The sequence below is a fragment of the Terracoccus sp. 273MFTsu3.1 genome, from assembly GCF_000383675.1.
Classification (GTDB): Bacteria; Actinomycetota; Actinomycetes; order Actinomycetales; family Dermatophilaceae; genus Terrabacter.
Genome location: NZ_KB911827.1, coordinates 223087 through 241686 on the forward strand (window position 1 = coordinate 223087; position 18600 = coordinate 241686).

The 18600-nt window shown below is 72.7% G+C and carries 17 protein-coding genes; 11 read left to right on the top strand and 6 right to left on the bottom strand.

Annotated elements, in window-relative coordinates; genetic code table 11:
• Positions 1 to 69: 69 nt before the first annotated feature.
• Positions 70 to 354, bottom strand: a complete 285-nt coding sequence (locus H283_RS0120810) for an Lrp/AsnC family transcriptional regulator (protein ID WP_020145466.1) — start codon at positions 352 to 354, stop codon at positions 70 to 72.
• A gap of 19 nt (positions 355 to 373) precedes the next feature.
• The gene (locus H283_RS0120815) at positions 374 to 2173 is read right to left on the bottom strand and encodes a DEDD exonuclease domain-containing protein (RefSeq protein ID WP_020145467.1); all 1800 of its coding nucleotides are present in this window, start codon (positions 2171 to 2173) and stop codon (positions 374 to 376) included.
• A gap of 320 nt (positions 2174 to 2493) precedes the next feature.
• On the opposite strand from H283_RS0120815, the gene H283_RS25985 reads away from it, so the two are divergent.
• Both H283_RS25985 and H283_RS0120825 read left to right on the top strand, forming a co-directional pair.
• On the top strand, positions 2494 to 2757 hold the full coding sequence (locus H283_RS25985; RefSeq protein ID WP_231372336.1) for a hypothetical protein: 264 nt from the start codon (positions 2494 to 2496) through the stop codon (positions 2755 to 2757).
• 55 nt (positions 2758 to 2812) lie between these two features.
• Positions 2813 to 4168, top strand: coding sequence for a hypothetical protein (locus H283_RS0120825; protein ID WP_020145469.1), 1356 nt, complete (start codon positions 2813 to 2815; stop codon positions 4166 to 4168).
• A gap of 2 nt (positions 4169 to 4170) precedes the next feature.
• On the opposite strand, the gene H283_RS0120830 is transcribed toward H283_RS0120825, so the two are convergent.
• On the bottom strand, positions 4171 to 5961 hold the full coding sequence (locus H283_RS0120830; RefSeq protein WP_020145470.1) for a long-chain fatty acid--CoA ligase: 1791 nt from the start codon (positions 5959 to 5961) through the stop codon (positions 4171 to 4173).
• A gap of 220 nt (positions 5962 to 6181) precedes the next feature.
• Between H283_RS0120830 and H283_RS0120835 the strand changes: the two genes are divergently transcribed.
• Genes H283_RS0120835 through H283_RS0120850 form a run of 4 tightly spaced genes read left to right on the top strand, consistent with a single transcriptional unit; the run spans position 6182 to position 8923 of the window.
• Positions 6182 to 6625 (top strand): SRPBCC family protein, encoded by a 444-nt coding sequence (locus tag H283_RS0120835; protein ID WP_020145471.1) that lies wholly within the window; start codon positions 6182 to 6184, stop codon positions 6623 to 6625.
• Between the two features lie 6 nt (positions 6626 to 6631).
• Positions 6632 to 7225 (top strand): hypothetical protein, encoded by a 594-nt coding sequence (locus tag H283_RS0120840; RefSeq protein WP_020145472.1) that lies wholly within the window; start codon positions 6632 to 6634, stop codon positions 7223 to 7225.
• Positions 7222 to 8190: an ROK family glucokinase gene (locus tag H283_RS0120845; RefSeq protein ID WP_020145473.1), complete on the top strand. Its 969-nt coding sequence runs from the start codon at positions 7222 to 7224 to the stop codon at positions 8188 to 8190. The genes H283_RS0120840 and H283_RS0120845 overlap by 4 nt, the downstream gene beginning before the upstream one ends.
• Positions 8191 to 8194: 4 nt before the next feature.
• Entirely contained in the window at positions 8195 to 8923 is a 729-nt protein-coding gene (locus H283_RS0120850; RefSeq protein WP_020145474.1) for an endonuclease/exonuclease/phosphatase family protein, read from the top strand.
• A 25-nt stretch (positions 8924 to 8948) separates the two neighbouring features.
• Here H283_RS0120850 and H283_RS0120855 read toward each other — a convergent pair whose 3' ends face one another.
• Positions 8949 to 9599 carry a hypothetical protein gene (locus tag H283_RS0120855; RefSeq protein ID WP_020145475.1) on the bottom strand — a complete coding sequence of 217 codons (651 nt, stop codon included), beginning with the start codon at positions 9597 to 9599 and terminating at the stop codon, positions 8949 to 8951.
• Between the two features lie 187 nt (positions 9600 to 9786).
• Here H283_RS0120855 and H283_RS0120865 point away from each other — a divergent pair, with 187 nt between their 5' ends.
• From H283_RS0120865 to H283_RS0120885, 5 genes are all read left to right on the top strand, one after another.
• Positions 9787 to 10665: a 1-acyl-sn-glycerol-3-phosphate acyltransferase gene (locus H283_RS0120865; RefSeq protein WP_020145476.1), complete on the top strand. Its 879-nt coding sequence runs from the start codon at positions 9787 to 9789 to the stop codon at positions 10663 to 10665.
• On the top strand, positions 10625 to 12067 hold the full coding sequence (gene macS / locus H283_RS25990) for a MacS family sensor histidine kinase (protein WP_020145477.1): 1443 nt from the start codon (positions 10625 to 10627) through the stop codon (positions 12065 to 12067). Before H283_RS0120865 ends, macS begins: the two co-directional genes overlap by 41 nt.
• A gap of 17 nt (positions 12068 to 12084) precedes the next feature.
• Complete coding sequence (locus H283_RS0120875; protein WP_043650404.1) at positions 12085 to 12777, top strand: response regulator transcription factor; 693 nt, start codon at positions 12085 to 12087, stop codon at positions 12775 to 12777.
• A 105-nt stretch (positions 12778 to 12882) separates the two neighbouring features.
• Complete coding sequence (locus tag H283_RS0120880) at positions 12883 to 14319, top strand: class II 3-deoxy-7-phosphoheptulonate synthase (RefSeq protein ID WP_043650406.1); 1437 nt, start codon at positions 12883 to 12885, stop codon at positions 14317 to 14319.
• Between the two features lie 3 nt (positions 14320 to 14322).
• Positions 14323 to 15390, top strand: coding sequence for a low specificity L-threonine aldolase (locus H283_RS0120885; RefSeq protein ID WP_020145480.1), 1068 nt, complete (start codon positions 14323 to 14325; stop codon positions 15388 to 15390).
• Between the two features lie 167 nt (positions 15391 to 15557).
• On the opposite strand, the gene H283_RS0120890 is transcribed toward H283_RS0120885, so the two are convergent.
• Together H283_RS0120890 and pknB are read right to left on the bottom strand one after the other, a co-directional pair.
• On the bottom strand, positions 15558 to 16457 hold the full coding sequence (locus tag H283_RS0120890) for a DMT family transporter (protein WP_020145481.1): 900 nt from the start codon (positions 16455 to 16457) through the stop codon (positions 15558 to 15560).
• Positions 16458 to 16464: 7 nt separating this feature from the next.
• Complete coding sequence (gene pknB / locus H283_RS0120895; protein WP_028785795.1) at positions 16465 to 18459, bottom strand: Stk1 family PASTA domain-containing Ser/Thr kinase; 1995 nt, start codon at positions 18457 to 18459, stop codon at positions 16465 to 16467.
• Between the last annotated feature and the right edge of the window lie 141 nt (positions 18460 to 18600).

The window sequence follows — 18600 nt, forward strand, 5'->3', positions numbered from 1 at the left end:
GCCGGGTCAGACGTCCACTCGGTCGGCTCGTCCCGGTCCCCTCGAGGCGACCGGGCCTGCTCTGCCTTGCTACTCGCCCTCGAGCCCGAGGCTGAAGGCGGCCTCGAGGTCGTGTGAGGAGTAGGTGCGGAAGGCGATGTGGGTCGAGGTGCCGACGATGCCCTGAACCTTGTTGAGCCGGTCGGCGATGACGTCGGCGAACTCCTCGTGCGCCTTGACCCGCACCATGGCGATGAGGTCGGCGTCGCCCGTCACCGAGTAGACCTCGGACACGGCCGGGATGTCGGCGATGGCCTCGGCCACCTCCGGGATGCGGTCGACCTCGCAGCTGATCATGACGATGGCGGTGATCACGGGACCACCCTAGCCGGGCCTACCCCGCGCGACGCAGGCCGCCGCCTCGGCCCGGGCGACCGCCGCGGCCGGGCCGGTCACCGTGCGGGGCGCCGGCACGCGTTCCGGGCGCGTCGTGGTCGAACCCGACGACCTCGTGCGCCGATGCGACGGCGGGCTCGAGCTCGCTGCGCACGGAACCGGCGCCCCCGACGGGGCACGTCCAGGTCCCCTCCAGCTCGACGATGCGCACGCCCGGCGCCTCGAGCCACCGGAGCAGGATCTCCGTCTCCTCGGTCAGTGCGGACGGACGGTCGGGCGTCGGCGCGGGCACGACCTCGGCCGTCGCCTGCATCGATCTGACGTAGGGCATCGGGTCGGCGCCGCGCGGGCTCACGACGACGCCGGCGAGGCGCCCGTGGCGTACGGACACGAGCTCCCACCCGCCGACGTCGCTGCGGCGCGCGGCGATGATCTCGGGAGAGCGGACCAGCGGGGCCAGCCGCTGGGCGCGAGCGGCTCCGCGGACGAGCTGGAGGAAGCGGTCGCGCACCCGCGCGGCATCCTCGAACCGCTCCTGGGAGGCCAGCTCCTCGAGGCGGACCCGGAGCAGCTCGGCGCTGGGCCGGGCGTTGCCGGTGAAGATGGCGCGGCACTCGGCGACGACGACGGCGTAGTCACCCTCGGACTGCGCGCCGGTGCACGGGGCGCCGCACCGGCCCATGTCGGCGAGGGCGCAGGCGGTGCCCCGGCCCGTGAGCCTCCCGGTACACTGGCGCAGCGGGACGACCTCGTGGACGGCGTCGATGGCCGCCTGCGCCGTGGCCCGGGACCGGAACGGCCCGATGTAGTGGGCGTCGTCGTCGCGGACCTGCTTGACGATCGACAGGCGGGGGAAGCGCTCCTGGGTGAGCTTGACCCAGATGATCTTGCGGCCGTCCTTGGACCGACGGTTGAACCGCGGCTTGTGCTCGTCGATGAGCCGCAGCTCGCGCACCTGGGCCTCGAGCGAGGTCTGGCAGACGACGGGGTGGACGACGTGGGCGAGGCGCACCATCTCGGCCATCCGGCTGCGTTGCTCCGAGGCCGTGAAGTAGGTGCGCACGCGGGTGCGGATGTCGCGACTCGTGCCGACGTAGAGGACGCGGTCGTTGCCGTCCTTGAAGAGGTAGACGCCGGGGGCGCTGGGCAGGGGGTCGGCGAGGAAGCGCTTGCGTCGCTGCGACGGGGTGACCCGAGAGCTGTAGCTCGACAGCTCCTCGAGCGTGTGCACGCCGAGGTTGCCGACGCGTTCGATGAGTCCGTGCAGGACGTCGACCGTGGCACGGGCGTCGTGCAGGGCCCGGTGGTCCGGTGCCGTCGTGGCGCCGAAGACCAGGGCGAGCGACGAGAGCCGGTGGTTGGGCGACTCGTCGCGCACGACGAGCTGCCGAGCCAGCTGGAGCGTGTCGAGGACCGGGAAGCCGGGCCAGGGAGCGCCGACCCGGGCCGCAGCGGCCTTGAGGAACCCGATGTCGAAACCGGCGTTGTGGGCGACGAGGACGCTGCCGGCGGCGAACTCGAGGAAGGCGGGCAGCGCGCTCTCGATGCGTGGGGCGTCGCGGACCATGGAGTCGGTGATGCCCGTCAGCACGGAGATGAACGCCGGGATGGGCTCGGCCGGGTTGACGAGGGTCTGGAACTCGCCGAGCACCTCGCCGCCGCGCACCTTGACGGCGCCGATCTCGGTGATGCCGCACTGGGCAGGTGAGCCACCGGTGGTCTCGAGGTCCACGACGACGAACGTGACGCCGGCAAGGGGGGTGCCGAGGTCGTCGAACGTCGCCTGGATCGCCTGCATGACCCCGACGGTATGCCGGGGCGCCGACAATGCCTCGGAGGCGCGTCGGCCGCAAGCCCTTCTGGCACAAGGGGGCCGGACGCCGTCCGCACATCACGGCGGTCAGCGGCGTTCCCTCTCCGGCACGGCTCGACGCGGTCGCGGGGTCATCCGGAGGAGGCCCGGAGGCGAGTCGACGAGCGAGTGTCCCCGGGCAGTGTCAGTGGGGCCACCTAGCGTCTTTCACGACAGATCGCAACGAGAGACGAAGGGGTTGGACCACGATGATGCTCGTCGACTGCCAGACCTGCCCGGTGCGGGACGTCCACTGCGCAGACTGCATGGTGACCGCACTGACGGCGATCCCGCTGCGTCAGGGCGCCACCGCACCCGGCGCCGACACGCGACGCGGCCGACCGCGGCCGGTCGACGACCACCGTGAGGTGGACGGGGTCATGACCGCACCCCTCGACCGCGCGGAGCGACGGGCCGTGTCGGCCTTCGTCGCGGCGGGGCTCGTCTCCGTGTCCACGGCCAACGCGGCTCGGGCCGAGCTCGAGCCCGCCGAGGTCGTGACGCACCACCGAGCGCGCCACGCGGTCTGACCCCACGGGCCACGGGGACCGGCCATCGCAGAGGTCCGCGTGACACGATGACGCGGTGTCGAGCACCCGTCGTCGTGGACCTGCGCGGGAGGTCGCCTCGGCGACGGTGGCCGCGCTGCTGGCCCTGACCGTCTCGGCGTGCACGACGCCCGGGCCGGACTCGGGACACCCGGCCACCGCGGCATCGGGCGTGACGTCGCCCAGCGGCGGCGGCGCCGACGCCGAGGTCGCCCCGGAGGCGTGGGCGGCCGACCGTCAGCGTGCGGTCACGGTGCTGCTGCGAGCCCGCTTCGCCGCTGCGGAGCGGTCCGACGAGAGCGGCTGGCTCGCACCCTTGGAGAGGGCCTCGTCCGCGGCGTTGCGCCCGACGCAGGCCGGCGTCCTCGACCGCATGACGCGCATGGGAGTGGAGAGCATCCGGCTCGTCGGCGTCCGCGAGACGACCGCGCCGGTACCGGCAGCCCGGGGGACCACGGTCGAGTGGGACGTCAGGGCGAGCCTCACCTACAGGCTTCGCGGCTTCGACGCTCGTCCACGGTCCTTCGACCTCGACCTCACGTTCAAGGCTGACCCCGGCCGGCCAGCAGCCCTGGCCATCACCGCGTCGGCTCCCTCCGAGCGTCCGCAGCCCTGGGATCTCGCGGGCCTCGTCGTCCGCAGGTCGGACACCGCGCTGGTGCTCGCCGTCGGCGACGACGACCGGGTGCAGGAGGTCGTCCGTCGGGCGCGCACGGCGGCCTCGCGGGTCGCGAGCGTGTGGGGGGAGGTGCGGCCGGCGGTCTGGATCGCCCCGGCCACCGATGCCGACGCCGCCCGGTTGCTCGGACGCACGACCGGCGACCTCGACGGAGTCGCCGCCGCCACGGACGGCCCGCTGACGCCGGGGGAGAGAGCCGGAGCCGACCGCATCGTGCTCGTCCCGGGAGCGTGGGCCTCCCTGCGTCCGGACGGCCGTGACGTCGTCATGACCCACGAGCTGACCCACGTCACCGTGCGGGCCTCGACGACACGGGCCGTCCCCGTCTGGCTGTCCGAGGGCTTCGCCGAGCTCGTCGCGTACGAGCCCGTCGACCTGCCGGAGGCGACGATCGTCGCTCCGGCGCTCGAGCGGGTGCGAGCGTCCGGCCTGCCGCAGGCACTCCCGGCGGACGCGGACTTCGACCCGGGCACCCACGCGCTCGCGGCGGCATACGGCCTCTCGCTGCTCGCCCTGCGCACCCTCGCCGACGCGCACGGCACCCAGGCCGTCGTCCGTCTCTACCGGGCCGCGGCCGGCGGGCTCGACGTCCCCACCTCCCGGCTCGACGACCGGGAGGCAGCCGTCGACGCCGCGTTGCGCAGCACGACCGGGACGACCCGGGCAGCCCTCGTCAGGGACTGGCAGGCGCGCATCCGCGACCTGCTCCGCTGAGCTCAGGCGTAGAGCTTCTCGACCTCGTCGGCGTAGTCCTTCATGACGACGTTGCGCTTGAGCTTGAGCGACGGCGTGAGGTAGCCGTTGGCCTCGGTGAAGTCGCCGGGCAGCACCGCGAACTTGCGGATCGACTCGGCCTTGGACACCGCCTCGTTGGCCCGGTCGACGGCCTCCTGGAGCGCCTCGAGCACCTTCGGGTCGGTGCGGGCCTGGTCGAGCGACACTCCCTCGACGCCGTGCGTCTTGGCCCAGAGCGGCCACATCTCCTCGTCGAGCGTCACGAGGACGGCGACGAACGGCTTCTGGTCGCCGACGACGATGCACTGCGAGACGAGCGGGTGCGCGCGGAGACGGTCCTCGAGCACGGCCGGGGCGACGTTCTTGCCGCCAGCCGTCACGAGGATCTCCTTCTTGCGGCCGGTGATCCGCAGGTAGCCGTCGTCGTCCATCTCGCCGAGGTCGCCGGTGTGGAACCACCCGTCGACGATGGCGTCGGCCGTCGCCGTCGGGTTGTCGTGGTAGGCGTTGAAGACGCCGACGCCCTTGAGCAGGATCTCGCCGTCCTCGGCGATCCGGATGCCCGTGCCCGGCAACGGCGGTCCGACGGTGCCGATCTTGATCTTGTCCGGCGTGTTAACCGCGACGGGCGCGGTCGTCTCGGTGAGGCCGTAGCCCTCGAGGATGACGACCCCGATGCCCCGGTAGAAGTGGCCGAGGCGCGTGCCGAGGGGCGCCCCGCCGGACACGGCGTAGCGCACGTGCCCGCCCATGGCTGCGCGCAGCTTGCCGTAGACGAGACGGTCGAAGACCGCGTGCTGGATCCGCAGCGCGAGGCCCGGTCGGCCGGTGTCGAGGGCCTCGCTGTAGGCGATCGCGACGGTGGCCGCGCGCAGGAAGATCTTGCCCTTGCCCTCGGAGGACGCCTTGGCCTCGGCCGAGTTGAAGATCTTCTCGAAGACACGGGGGACGGCGAGCACGAAGGTCGGCTGGAACCCGGCGAAGTCGTCGAGCAACGTCTTGATGTCGGCCGAGTGGCCCATCCGTGCGCGACCCTCGACGCAGAGCACCTCGATGAACCGGGCGAAGACGTGCGCGAGGGGCAGGAAGAGCAGGGTCGAGGCGTTCTCGGTGAGGACGACCTGGCCGAGCTTCTCGATGGCGTTCTCGGCGAGGTCGAGGAAGTTGCCGTGGGTCAGCTCGCAGCCCTTGGGTCGGCCCGTGGTCCCCGAGGTGTAGATGATCGTGGCGACGGCCCGTCGGTCGAGTCCGGCCCGGCGGGCGGCGAGGTCGGCGTCCGGGACCTCGCGGCCCTTCTCGCGCAGGGAGTCGAGACCACCGGCGTCGATCGTGACGACGTCGCGGAGCGACGGCAGGTCGCCCCGGACCTGGTCGACGACCGAGCGGTGCGCGTCGGTCTCGACGACGACGACGTGGGCGTCGGAGTCCGAGAGGATCCACTGGACCTGCTCGGCAGAGGAGGTCTCGTAGATCGGCACGACCACGGCACCGGCGCTCCAGGCGGCGAAGTCGACGAGGGTCCACTCGTAGCGCGTGCGCGACATGAGGGCCACGCGGTCACCGGGCTGCAGCCCCTCGGCGATGAGGCCCTTGGCGACGGCGGCGACGTCGTCGGCGAACTGGGCCCACGTCACGTGCGTCCAGCCCCCCGAGGGAGTCTTGCGGGAGAACGCGGTCTCGCCCGCGTTCTCCGCGGCGTTGCGCACGGGGAGGTCGGCGAGGCTGCCCTCCGTCGTGACGGGGGCGAGTGGTGCGACGACGTTGTCCTTCACTGTCACTCCTGATGGCGGGGCCGGGGAACTGTGCTGCACCTTACCGATCGGTAACCGCGCAGACCACGTCAGCATGATCACAGGGCGGGCTCCGCGGTCGGGCGCGCAGCCCCTCGGCGCAGGGCTGCCGTCGTCCCCATCTTGGCACGCGGCCGACGCGGGATGACACCGGCGGGGACAACCGCTGTCGGCCCGCTGGCGACGCGATAGCCTTCGGCGCATGGCCGATCGCACCGAGTCCTCCATCGTCATCGACGCCCCGCCCGGCGAGGTGCTCGACGTCATCGCGGACTTCGAGGCCTACCCCGAGTGGGCGGGCGAGGTGAAGGACGTCACCGTGCTCGCCGAGGAGGGCGACGGCTGGGCCGACCAGGTCCAGTTCACCCTCGACGCCGGCGCCATCAAGGACACCTACGTCCTGGACTACGAGTGGGACGTCGTCGAGGACGGCACCGGCGTCGTCTCGTGGTCGCTGGTCTCCGCGCAGGTGCTCAAGGCGATGAACGGCTCCTACACGCTGGCCGGTGACGGCGACGGCACGAAGGTCACCTACCGCCTCGCCGTCGACGTCAAGATCCCCATGATCGGGCTGCTCAAGCGCAAGGCGGAGAAGGTCATCGTCGACACCGCGCTCAAGGAGCTGAAGAAGCGCGTCGAGGCCTGACCGACCGTGACCCCGAACGACGGTCGCGACGCGGCCCCTGCCGACCCCGGCCAGCCCCAGCGCCCCGACGCCAACGGGTCGTCGCGCCCCACCGACGCGCCTCCCGGCAGCGTCGCGGCAGAGGCTGCGCTCCTCGTCGACCTGCTCTCCCGCCGCACGTGGTCGGGAGGTTCGCGTATGCCGTCCGGTGACTCCCGCGGAGAGCGTGCGGGCGGTGCCGCGCACGCACACGACCACGCCGCGGACCCCGCGTCCCCGGCAGCTGACCAGACGGGCCCGGACGCAGCGCGCCGACCCGAGGGGACGGCGGGGGAGTGCACGTGCGGGGGCACGACGCCCGCCGCGTGCCGCGTGTGCCCGGTCTGCCAGCTCATCGCCTTCGTCCAGCAGGTCAATCCCGACACCATCGAGAAGGTCGCCGACTTCGTCGGCTTCGCGGCCACGGCCCTGCGCGACCTCGCGACGGCGCAGCGGGAGCGGCGCGCCGAGCCGGCGCCCGACCGCGACGGTGACAGCACCGACGCCCCTGCCAGCGCCCCTGCCAGCGCCGACACCGCCACCGACGACGCCGACGAGAGCGGCCCCGGAGGCCGCGCATGAGCAGGCGTCTCGCGATCGGCATCGACATCGGCGGCACGAAGGTCGCAGGTGGTGTCGTCGACGAGTCGGGCGTCATCACCCATCGCACCCGTCGTGACACCCCCCACCGCTCGACGTCCCCGGCGGTCGTCGAGAACACCATCGTCGAGTCGGTCGAGGAGCTGCTCGGCCACGTCGACGCCGACGACGTCGTGGCCGTCGGCATCGGTGCCGCGGGCTTCGTCGCCGAGGACCGCGCGACCGTCGTCTTCGCGCCGCACCTGTCCTGGCGCAACGAGCCGCTGCGTGACGCGCTGTCCCAGCGCATCGCCCTGCCGATCACCGTCGACAACGACGCCAACGCCGCGGCGTGGGCCGAGGCGACCTTCGGTGCCGCCCGTGGCGAGTCGCACGTCGTCGTCATCACCCTCGGCACGGGCATCGGCGGCGCCCTCATCATCGACGGCAACGTCCAACGCGGCCGGCACGGCATCGCCGGCGAGTTCGGCCACATGCAGATCATGCCGGGGGGTGCGCGCTGCGAGTGCGGCAACCGTGGCTGCTGGGAGCAGTACGCCAGCGGCAACGCGCTCGTGCGCGAGGCACGCGCCATGATCGAGGCCGGGTCTCCCGTCGTCGCCGACCTGCTGGCCCGTCTCGGCGGCGACGCCAACGCGCTGACCGGTCCCTTCATCACCGAGGCCGCCCGCGAGGGCGACCCCACCGCGCGCGAGCTGCTCGCCGACATCGGCGAGTGGCTCGGCATCGGGCTGGCCAACCTCGCCTCGGCCTTCGACCCGGGCCTCTTCGTCATCGGCGGGGGCGTGAGCGCGGCCGACGAGATGCTCATCGGTCCGGCCCGCGAGGCCTTCCGCCGGCAGCTCCCGGGCCGCGGCTACCGGCCGGAGGCGCGGATCGTGCGTGCCGTGCTCGGCAGCGACGCCGGTCTCATCGGCGCCGCCGAGCTCGCGCGCACCGGCCGCTGAACCCATGGCCGTGCGGCCCGGTGGCCGACCGCCGCACGTGCTGCGGGTCATGAGCTACAACGTCCACGACCTGCTCGACGACCGGGCAGCGGCGGCCCGGGTCGTGCGCGCCGTCGCCCCCGACGTGCTGTGCCTCCAGGAGGTCCCGCGCCGGCTCACGACGGAGCTCCGCCTCCCGCCGTTCGCGCGTGAGTGCCGTCTGGACTGGCACCGGGGCCGCCTCGGCACGGGCGGGACCGCGGTCCTGACGGCCGCACGGGTGGTCGTGCACGGGACGTCGCGTGGCCGTCTGCCGGTCCGCTTCCCCGACCGCACCCGAGGGTATGCCGCCGCGACCGTCTCGCTCCCGACGGGCGGTCCGTCGCGTCCTCCCCTCACCGTCGTCAGCGTGCACCTCGGACTGCGCGCCTCCGAGCGGGTGGAGCATGCCGCGGCCGTCCTCACCGGTCTCACCCGACTCGGCGGGCTCGACGACCGGGCCGTCATCGCAGGGGACCTCAACGAGGGACCCGACGGGACGGCATACGCGATGTTCGCCGAGCACCACCGGCCGGTGTCCGGGGGAGTGCCGACGTTTCCCGCCCTCGGCCCGAGGAACGCGCTCGACGTCATCTTCGCCGGGCCGGGACTGCAGGCGGTCGAAGCGGCGGAGACCGTCGTCGACGAGGGGGACCTCGAAGCGGGGTCGGACCACCGGCCGGTCTGGGTCGACCTCGACGTCGAGTCCGACTGACGCGTCGGACCGCCTCGACGAGCGGCTAGACGCGGGTGCCGTCGTCGAACGGGTCGCGCTCGGTGCCGCCCCGCAGCACGAGCAGCACGAAACCGACGACGACCATGGTCAGGGCCGTCACGACCCACCAGCCACTGCCGTCACGGTCGAAGAAGAGGACGTAGAGCAGCAGCAGCGGGCCACCGGCGAGGCCGCCGACGATCGCCCAGAACATCGGGTCGGCCTCGGCAGACGGCAGGTCGATCTCGGAGGGCGGGACGAAGTGGTCGTCGCCGTCCGACGCGTCGTCGGTGTCGGCGCGGCGGGACGTGGGGCCGCGCCACTCGTGGGACGTCGTCGGGGCGATCGGCAGCTCGAGCAGACCGGACGAGCCCGGCGGGTTCGACGCGCCGGCTCCCGGCTGCGGCGGCGCCGCGGGGTCGGTGCCCCGGCCGGCCTGCGGGCGTTCCACCGTCGAGGGAGAGGCGTCCGGTGCCGACGGCGGACCCGGCTCGTCGGCCGGGACGGCCTCGCTCAGCGAGACCGGCGGCGCGGGGTCGGCGACCTGCTCGGTTGCCGGCTCGGCCGCCTGGTCGGTCGACGACGCGGCGACGTCACGACGCTGCGGCTCGGGGGCCTCGTCGTCCCACCCCGCGATGATCCGCGCGAACTCCGCGTCGAGGTCGCGGTCACTCATCGCCGGCCCCGGCGACGGTCGTGCGGCGGTGCCGGGAGGACATGCCGAAGCCTGCTGCGGCGTCGGGACGGACCGTCACGGTGGGCTCCTCGGGCGAAGCGGCTGGACCTGCTGATCCTCGCATGCGCCGCTGTCAGTGCGCGAGTGTCGTAGAGTTCGAGCCGTCACAGACGGAAGGCGGACACGGTTGTTCTACTGGTTCCTCAAGACGATCGTCATCGGGCCGATCATCAAGCTCCTCTTCCGTCCGTGGGTGGAGGGGGAGGAGAACATCCCCGAGGAGGGTGCCGCGATCTTCGCGAGCAACCACCTGTCCTTCTCCGACTCGATCTTCCTCCCGCTCGTGGTGTCCCGCCGCGTCACGTTCCTCGCCAAGAGCGACTACTTCACCGGGCGCGGCATCAAGGGCCGCCTCACCGCCGCCTTCTTCAAGGGCGTCGGGCAGCTGCCCGTCGACCGGTCGGGCGGCAAGGCGAGCAACGCCGCGCTGACGTCGGGCCTCAAGGTCCTGCGTCGCGGCGACCTGCTCGGCATCTATCCCGAGGGGACGCGCTCGCCCGACGGCCGTCTCTACCGCGGCCGCACCGGCGTGGCCCGGATGGCCCTCGAGGGCAAGGTCACGGTCATCCCCGTCGCGATGATCGGCACCGACAAGGCGCAGCCCACCGGCAAGGTCATCCCGCGGATCATGCGGGTCGGGGTGCGCGTCGGCAAGCCGCTCGACTTCTCGCGCTACGAGGGCATGGAGGACGACCGCTTCGTCCTGCGCTCGATCACCGACGAGATCATGTACGAGCTGATGCTGCTGTCGGGCCAGGAGTACGTCGACATGTACGCCACGTCGATGAAGGACCGGCTCGTCTCCGCGGCCCGTGCCAAGGCCCGGGAGCTGCAGGAGGCCGCCAAGCCCGGTAGCGCCGCGCCCGAGCTCGAGGAGGCGCTCGACGCCGCCGAGGGCAAGGCCCGGCCGGCCCAGGCCACCGAGTCGGGGGAAACCACCTCGGCCTCGGCCTCGGCCGCAGACGATGACGGCGACGGCGACGCTCCCGTCGTGGCGGCGTCCTGACGTCATGGCGCGCACGCGCCACGGCGCCGGCCCGGAGCACGACGGCGATCCCGACGCCGTGCCGAGCGGTGTGCCGGGCCTGGTCCCGGGCGGTGGGCCGGGCGGCCCTGACACCGACCTGATCCCGGCGCCGGCACCGCTGTCCGGCGACGAGCTCCCGGCCGCCGTCTCGGCGCCGACGGTGGCGGTGCTCGACGACGAGCACGCCATCGTGCGCGGGCTCTGGCGAGGTATCGACGTCTTCCGGTGCCTCGCCCTCGCGTATGCCGTCTGGTCGGTCTGTGAGCGTCACGAGCAGATCGCGCACCTCGTCGGGGCGGTCGCCATCCTCGGCGTCCTCGCCGGCTGGACGCTGGCCGTCACGCTGCGGCCGGTGCGGACCGTCCGCGCCTACACGGTCGAGCTCGCCATCGGCTGCTCCGCGATCCTCGCGACCCGGCTCGTCGACGACCCCGACGTCATCACCGCCGGCGCCAAGACCATCCCCTCGATCTGGCCGACCGCGGCCGTCATCGGGTTCGCGGTGCTGCGGGGCTGGCGCGGTGGTCTGGCAGCCGCCTCCCTCGTCGCAGCCTGCTCCTTCGTCGAGGTGGTCCAGCCGACTCCCAACACGGTCACCAACTCGATCTTCGGGCTCCTGCTCGGTGGCTGCATCGGCTACTGCGTCGACCTCGCCCGCTCGAGCCACGCGGCGCTCGCCGAGGCCATGCGGCTCGACGCCGCCCGCGCGGAGCGCGACCGGCTCGCACGGACCGTGCACGACGGGGTGCTCCAGACGCTCGCCTTCATCAACCGCCGTGCGACCGACATCGGTGGGGAGACGGCGCGTCTCGGTGCGATGGCGGGCGAGCAGGAGCGGATCCTGCGCACGCTCGTGAGCCAGACGGATCTCGCCGAGGTCGACCGCGCCGTCAGCGGTGACGCCGACCTGCGCGGCCTGCTGCGCCACGTCGAGGGCGACGGTGTCCAGCTCGTCTCGCCCGCCGACGCCGTGCTCCTGCCCCGGAGGGTCGCCGACGAGGTCGTCGCCGCTGTCGAGGCAGCCCTCGACAACGTCCGGCAGCACGCCGGTGACGAGGCCCGGGCGTGGGTGCTGCTCGACGACGACGGCGACGAGATCGCCGTGACGATCCGCGACTCGGGTCGAGGTGTTCCCGAGGGTCGCCTCGAGGAGGCCGTCGGGCAGGGACGTCTCGGCGTCTCGTCGAGCATCCTCGGACGCCTCGCCGACCTGGGCGGCACCGCGACCATCACGTCCGGGGCAGCCGGGGGGACGACCGTCGAGCTGCGGATCCCCAATCGCCGGACGACACGTCTGACCAACCGGCACCATGGTCGCCGGACGCCTGCGACGACCGAACGCGGGTCGCAGGTCCGCACCCAAGGACGAGGAGCACCGTGACGGATCAGGAGGACGCCATGCCGCAGCAGGGGAGCAGCACGCCGCCCGAGCACATCCGGGTCGTCGTCGCCGACGACCACCCGATGTGGCGCGACGCCGTCGCCCGTGACCTTGCCGACGCCGGTTTCGAGGTCCTTGCGACCGCCGACGACGGCCGGTCGGCGGTGGCCCGGACCCGCGCCACGGTGCCGGACGTCCTCGTCCTCGACCTCAACCTCCCGGGCCTGTCCGGCGCGCAGGTCTGCGCCGCCCTCGCCGCGGCGCAGGTGCCGACCCGTATCCTCATCCTCTCGGCGAGCGGGGACCACCAGGACGTCCTCGACGCGGTCAAGGCCGGCGCCCTCGGCTACCTCGTGAAGTCGGCCGGCCGTGAGGAGTTCCTCGCCGCGGTGCGGGCCACGGCCGCGGGGGAGCCGGTCTTCACCGCCGGCCTCGCGGGTCTCGTCCTCGGCGAGTTCCGGCGCGTCAAGGCCGAGGGTGGAGGCACTCCGGAGCGGCCCATCCCGGAGCTGACCGACCGCGAGACCGAGATCCTCAAGTACGTCGCGACGGGCATGGGCTACAAGGAGATCGCGGCGACGCTGTTCCTCTCGCACCGCACCGTGCAGAACCACGTGCAGAACATCTTCGGCAAGCTCCAGATGCACAACCGGGTCGAGCTCGTCCGCTTCGCGATGGAGCGCGGTCTCGACCTCGCCGACCCGACGTGACCGGCATGGACCCGAGCTGACCCGAGCTGACCCGAGCTGACCCGCTCCGCCGGCCGGATGGCATACGTCGTCGGCGGCGTGGGCGGGGCGCTCGGAGGTTTCGGGATGCGGACCCGGGCGGGGGCACCCCCGTGCGACGTCTACGCTGGCGGGGTGAACACGAGGACCGCCACCGCCGATGCCGGCCTCGAACCCGTTGACGGGTCCGAGGCCCTCGCCGCCCTCACGGCCGCGGCCACCGAGCTCGAGGCCCAGCAGCAGCCTGCCTGGCCCGACACGGCTGCCCTGGCCGAGGTGATCGAGACCCTCGCCTCGTATCCTCCGCTCGTCTTCGCGGGCGAGTGCGACATCCTCACCGACCGGATGGCCAAGGCCGCCGTCGGCGAGGCTTTCGTGCTCCAGGGCGGCGACTGCGCCGAGACCTTCGCCTCCGCGACCGCCGACAACATCCGCGACCGCATCAAGACGATCCTCCAGATGGCCGCGGTGCTGACCTACGGCGCCTCGGTGCCCGTCATCAAGATCGGGCGCATGGCCGGGCAGTACGCCAAGCCGCGCAGCTCCACCGTCGAGACCCGCGAGGGCGTGACCCTGCCCGCCTTCCGAGGCGACATGGTCAACGACTTCGCGTTCCACGAGACCGCCCGCATCCCCGACCCGCAGCGCCTCGTCCGGGCCTACCACGCGAGCTCGGCGACCCTCAACCTCGTGCGCGCTTTCACGACAGGCGGTTTCGCCGACCTGCGGCATGTCCACGACTGGAACCGTGGCTTCGTCGCCAACTCGGCGAACCAGCGCTACGAGAAGATCGCCAAGGACATCGACAAGGCGATGCGCTTCATGTGGGCCTGTGGTGCCGACTTCGACGCCATGCGCACCGTCGAGTTCTACGCCGCCCACGAGGCGCTGCTGCTCGACTACGAGCGCCCGCTGACGCGCATCGACTCCCGCTCCGGGCGGCTCTACGACACGTCCGGCCACTTCGTCTGGGTCGGCGAGCGCACCCGTCAGCTCGACGGCGCGCACGTCGACTTCGTCTCGCGCATCAGCAACCCCATCGGCGTCAAGCTCGGGCCCAAGGCCGACATCGACGAGGTGCTGCGCCTCATCGACAAGGTCGACCCGAACCGCACGCCGGGCCGCCTGACCTTCATCACCCGCATGGGCGCGGGCACGATCCGCGACGCCCTGCCGGCCCTCGTCGACAAGGTGACGGCGTCCGGTGCCACCGTGACGTGGATCTGCGACCCGATGCACGGCAACACCTTCGAGAGCCCGTCCGGCTACAAGACGCGTGACTTCGAGGACATCGTCGAGGAGGTGCGCGGCTTCTTCGAGGTGCACCAGTCCCTCGGCACGATCCCCGGCGGCATCCACGTCGAGCTCACCGGCAACGACGTCACCGAGTGCCTCGGCGGTGCGGAGAAGATCATCGACTCCGACCTCGAGAAGCGCTACGAGTCCGTGTGCGACCCGCGGCTGAACCACCAGCAGTCGCTGGAGCTCGCCTTCCTCGTCGCCGAGATGCTCGGCCAGGCCTGAGCGGTGGCGGCGACGAGTCCCTTCCGGGCAGACCTGCTCAGCGACACCCTGACCCGGCCCTCCGAGGGAATGCGCGACGCCATGGCGCGCGCGGAGGTCGGCGACGACGTCTTCGGTGAGGACCCGACGCTGCGCGCCCTCGAGGAGCGCGTCGCGGGGATGCTCGGACACGAGGCCGCGCTCTTCACGCCGTCCGGCTCGATGGCCAACCAGCTCGGCGTGCGGCTGCACGTCAAGCCGGGCGAGGAGCTCATCGGCGACTCGCTCGCCCACGTCGTGCGGGCCGAGCTCGGCGCCGCAGCGGTGCTCTCGGGCATCTCGTCGCGAACGTGGGTCTCCGAGCGCGGTCGCTTCTGCGCCGACGACGCCGCCTCGCTCATGATCACCGGCGTCGGGCCGTACCAGGTCTGCACGTCGCTCGTGATCGTCGAGAACACCCACAACTTCGGGGGCGGCACCGTGCAGTCGCTCGACGAGATCCGCCGGGCGCGCGAGGTGACGCGCGGGCGCGGGGTCGCCATGCACCTCGACGGGGCGAGGCTCTTCAACGCGCACGTCGCCTCCGGCGTGCCGGTCGGTGACTACGGCCGTGAGTTCGACACCGTCTCGATCTGCCTGAGCAAGGGTCTCGGCGCCCCGGTCGGCAGCGTGCTCGTGGGCTCCGCTGACGCAATGGCCGAGTCACGCATCTGGCGCAAGCGCTTCGGCGGAGGCATGAGGCAGGCCGGGATCCTCGCCGCCGCAGGGCTTTTCGCTCTCGACCACAACGTCGAGCGCCTCGCCGACGACCACACCCGGGCACGACGCGCCGCAGAGGCCATGGCCGAGGCTGCACCCGGCGCCGTCGACCTGGCCACGGTCGAGACGAACATCGTCATCGTCGACGTCGCCGCGGTCGGCTGGACCTCCGCCGCCTTCGTCGAGGCCGCTCTCGCCGCCGGCGTGAGGACGTATGCCGTCGGGCCCGGTGCCGTGCGCCTCGTGTGGCACCTCGACGTCGACGATGCCGGCACGGACGTCGCGATCGACGTCCTCACCGGCCTGCTGCGCTCGGCGCCCCCGGCAGCCTGACCCGAGAGCGGCTCGCCAGCTTCGCCCCGGCGGACTTGACGCGGCGTGGCGCCGCCGTTTCGGCGCGTGAGCTGCGCCCTGGCGGACTTGGCGCGGCGTGGTGCCGCCGTTTCGGCGCGTGAGCTGCGCCCTGGCGGACTTGGCGCGGTGAGGGGATCGCGCCCGTGTCAGACCTCGTGGTGGAGGGCCTCGACGGGCAGCTCGCCCGGGCGCCGCCGCGCGAGGAGCTCGACGGCATACATCGCAGTGAGCACGAGCGCGCCGCCGACGACCATCCGCAGCGTGGCGGACTCGTCGCCCAGGGTCACGGCGAAGAAGGCCGCGAAGACGGGCTCGAGCGTCATGACGATGGCCGCCCGCGTGGCCGGCATGTGAGCCTGCGCCCACGTCTGGACCCACAGGGCCAGGATGCTGGCGAAGACGACCATGTAGAGCACGGATGCCCACTGGCGCGGTCCGCTCGGCAGGACGACGCCCCCGGGCAGGGCGCCGACGACGCAGAGCACGGCGATGACGACCATCTGCACGACGGACAGACCGGTCGCGATCTCGGAGGCGCTGTAGCGGCCGAGGCCGACGATGTGCAGGGCGTAGAGGGCGGCCGCGAGCAGGGTGATGGCCTCGCCGACCCCGACGGAGAAGCCGTTGAGCGAGAGCAGGGCCAGACCCACGGTCGCGAGTCCGACTGCTGCCCACGTGGATCCGGCCACGCGCTCGCGCAGCAGGACGGCGGTGAAGACCGGGGTGAGCACGACGTAGGTGCCGGTGATGAAGCCCGACACGGAGGCCGGTGTCGTCGCGAGACCCTGCGTCTGGAAGATCTGGGCCAGTCCGTAGAGGGCCCCGAGACCGACACCGACGAGGACCTGACGACGGCTCAGGGCGCGCACCGGGCGCCAGAACACGAGGAGCATGATGACCGCCGACAGACTGAAACGCACCGCGAGGAAGTCGACCGGCGGGACGGTCTCGACGAGATCGCGGATGAGGAAGAACGTCGAGCCCCACACGGCCGTGAGGGCGACGAGGAGCAGCGTGGCCAGGCGCGTGCGCGCCGCAGGAGTCACGGGGGCCTCAGACGATCGTCAGGTGGATCGTCGTGCCCTTGGGCACGGGTGTGCCCGCAGCGGGGTCCTGGGCCCGGACCTTCTTCTCGAAGAGCTCGCCGAAGGGGTACTGCCGGTCGACCTTGAAGCCGAGGTCGGTCAGCGTCTTCTCGGCGGCGGTGTCCTGCTGGTCGACGACGTTCGGCACCGGGACCAGCACCGGGCCCTTCGACACGACGAGGGTGACGGCGTCGCCCCGGTGCAGCGTTCCCTTGTCGGGTGACTGCGAGACGACCTGGCCGGCGGGCACGGCGTCGCTGTTGACGTCCTCGCCGCGCTGCACCGTGAGCCCGGCCTTCGTGATGGCTGCCGAGGCCGCGTCGAACGGTGCGCCGGTGACCGTGGGCACCTCGATCGGCTCGCGGCCCTTGGAGACGACGACGGACACGGGAGTGCTGCGCTTGACCGACTCGCCGGGAGCGGGGTCCTGGGAGATGACGACGCCCTTGGCCACGGTCTCGCTCCACTCGTCGGAGCGCTCGCCGAGACGGAGCGTCAGGGGTGACAGGGTCGCCCCGACGTCACCGAGCCTGGCCCCGACGAGCTTCGGGACGGCATACCGCTCCTTGCCCTTGGAGACGACGAGACGGACGGTCGACTCCTTGCCGAGCTCGCTCCCCGCGCCGGGCTCGACGCGGAGCACGACGCCCCTGGCCTTCCCCTCGGAGAACTCCTCGACGGTCTCGACCGTCAGGGCGGCCCGCTCGATCGCGCCCTCGGCCTGCGCGACCGGCTCACCGACGACGGCCGGCACGACGGTCGAGCCTCCCGGGCCGGCCGTGAACCACCAGCCGCCGAACCCGACACCGCCGACGACGAGCAGGGCCGCGAGCCAGAGCGGCCACCGCCGTCGGCGGCGGCGGTCCCGCCGGTCGATCGGCATGGCTGCGGTGTGCTCGAGGGCGGGGCCCTCGTCGTGGACGGGCATCCCGGCCAGGGCCGCGCGTCCGACCTCGTTGGGTCGGGTGCGGTGCCGCTCGGGGGAGCTGGGCAGGTCGGCCCGCTGCGGTCGAGCCGGGGCGGGCAGCTGCGTCGTCGACGACACGGGCGAGAGCACCGAGGTGGCTGCGGGATCGGTCGCGAGCGCGCTGCCGCGCCGGTCGAGCTCGTCGGATGACAGGCCGCGACGCACCGCCCGCAGGGCGGCGACGAACGCGGCGGCCGACTCGAAGCGGTCCTCGGGCTCGACGGCCGTCGCGTGGGCGACGAGCTCGTCGAGCGCGCTTGGGACGCCGGGGACGACCGAGCTCGGCGTGACGATCGATCCGTGGACGTGGTTGTACGCGATCTGGATCGGGGTGCCGCCGGTGACCGCCTTGCGCCCGGTGAGCATCTCGAAAAGGAGCAGACCCGCGGCATACACGTCGCTGCGGGTGTCGGCGACTCCGCGCTCGACCTGCTCGGGGGAGAGGTAGGAGACCGTGCCGAGCAGGACGCCGGTCTGGCTCGTCGCGGCCTGGTTGGTGATCGCGCGCGCGAGGCCGAAGTCGGCGACCTTGACCTCGCCGTCGCGCCGCACGATGACGTTCTCGGGCTTGACGTCGCGGTGGATCATGCCGGCCACGTGGGCCGCTCTCAGCGCCAACAGGATGGGCTCGAGGATGGCGAGCGCCTCACGAGCGGTGAGGGGTGCCTCCTCGTGGATGACGTCACGCAACGTCTTGCCCTCGACGAGCTCCATCGCGAGGAAGACCTCGCCGTCGTCCTCGCCCTGGTCGAAGACGGCCACGACGTTGGGGTGGCTGAGCCGGGCCGCGGACCGGGCCTCGGCGCGGAAACGCTCGACGAAGACGTCGTCGGTGGCGAGGCCGGGGCGCATGATCTTGAGCGCCACCTCCCGGTCGAGCCGCCCGTCCAACGCCACGTAGACAGAGGCCATGCCTCCGTCTGCGAGGTGGGAGAGGATGCGGTACCGGCCGTCGATCACCCGACCGACGAGGGCGTCCGCCACGCTGGACGTCACGCCCCGCAGTTTACGGGCTGGGTCCGCGCATCCCGTGCAGGCCAGCCGCGGCGGGGTCTCGCGGTGCGGGCGCCTGCCCGCCCCGATGGGCGCGCCGGTCAGGCGCACCGCGAGACCTCCGCCTGCGCTCCGCGCCCGCGG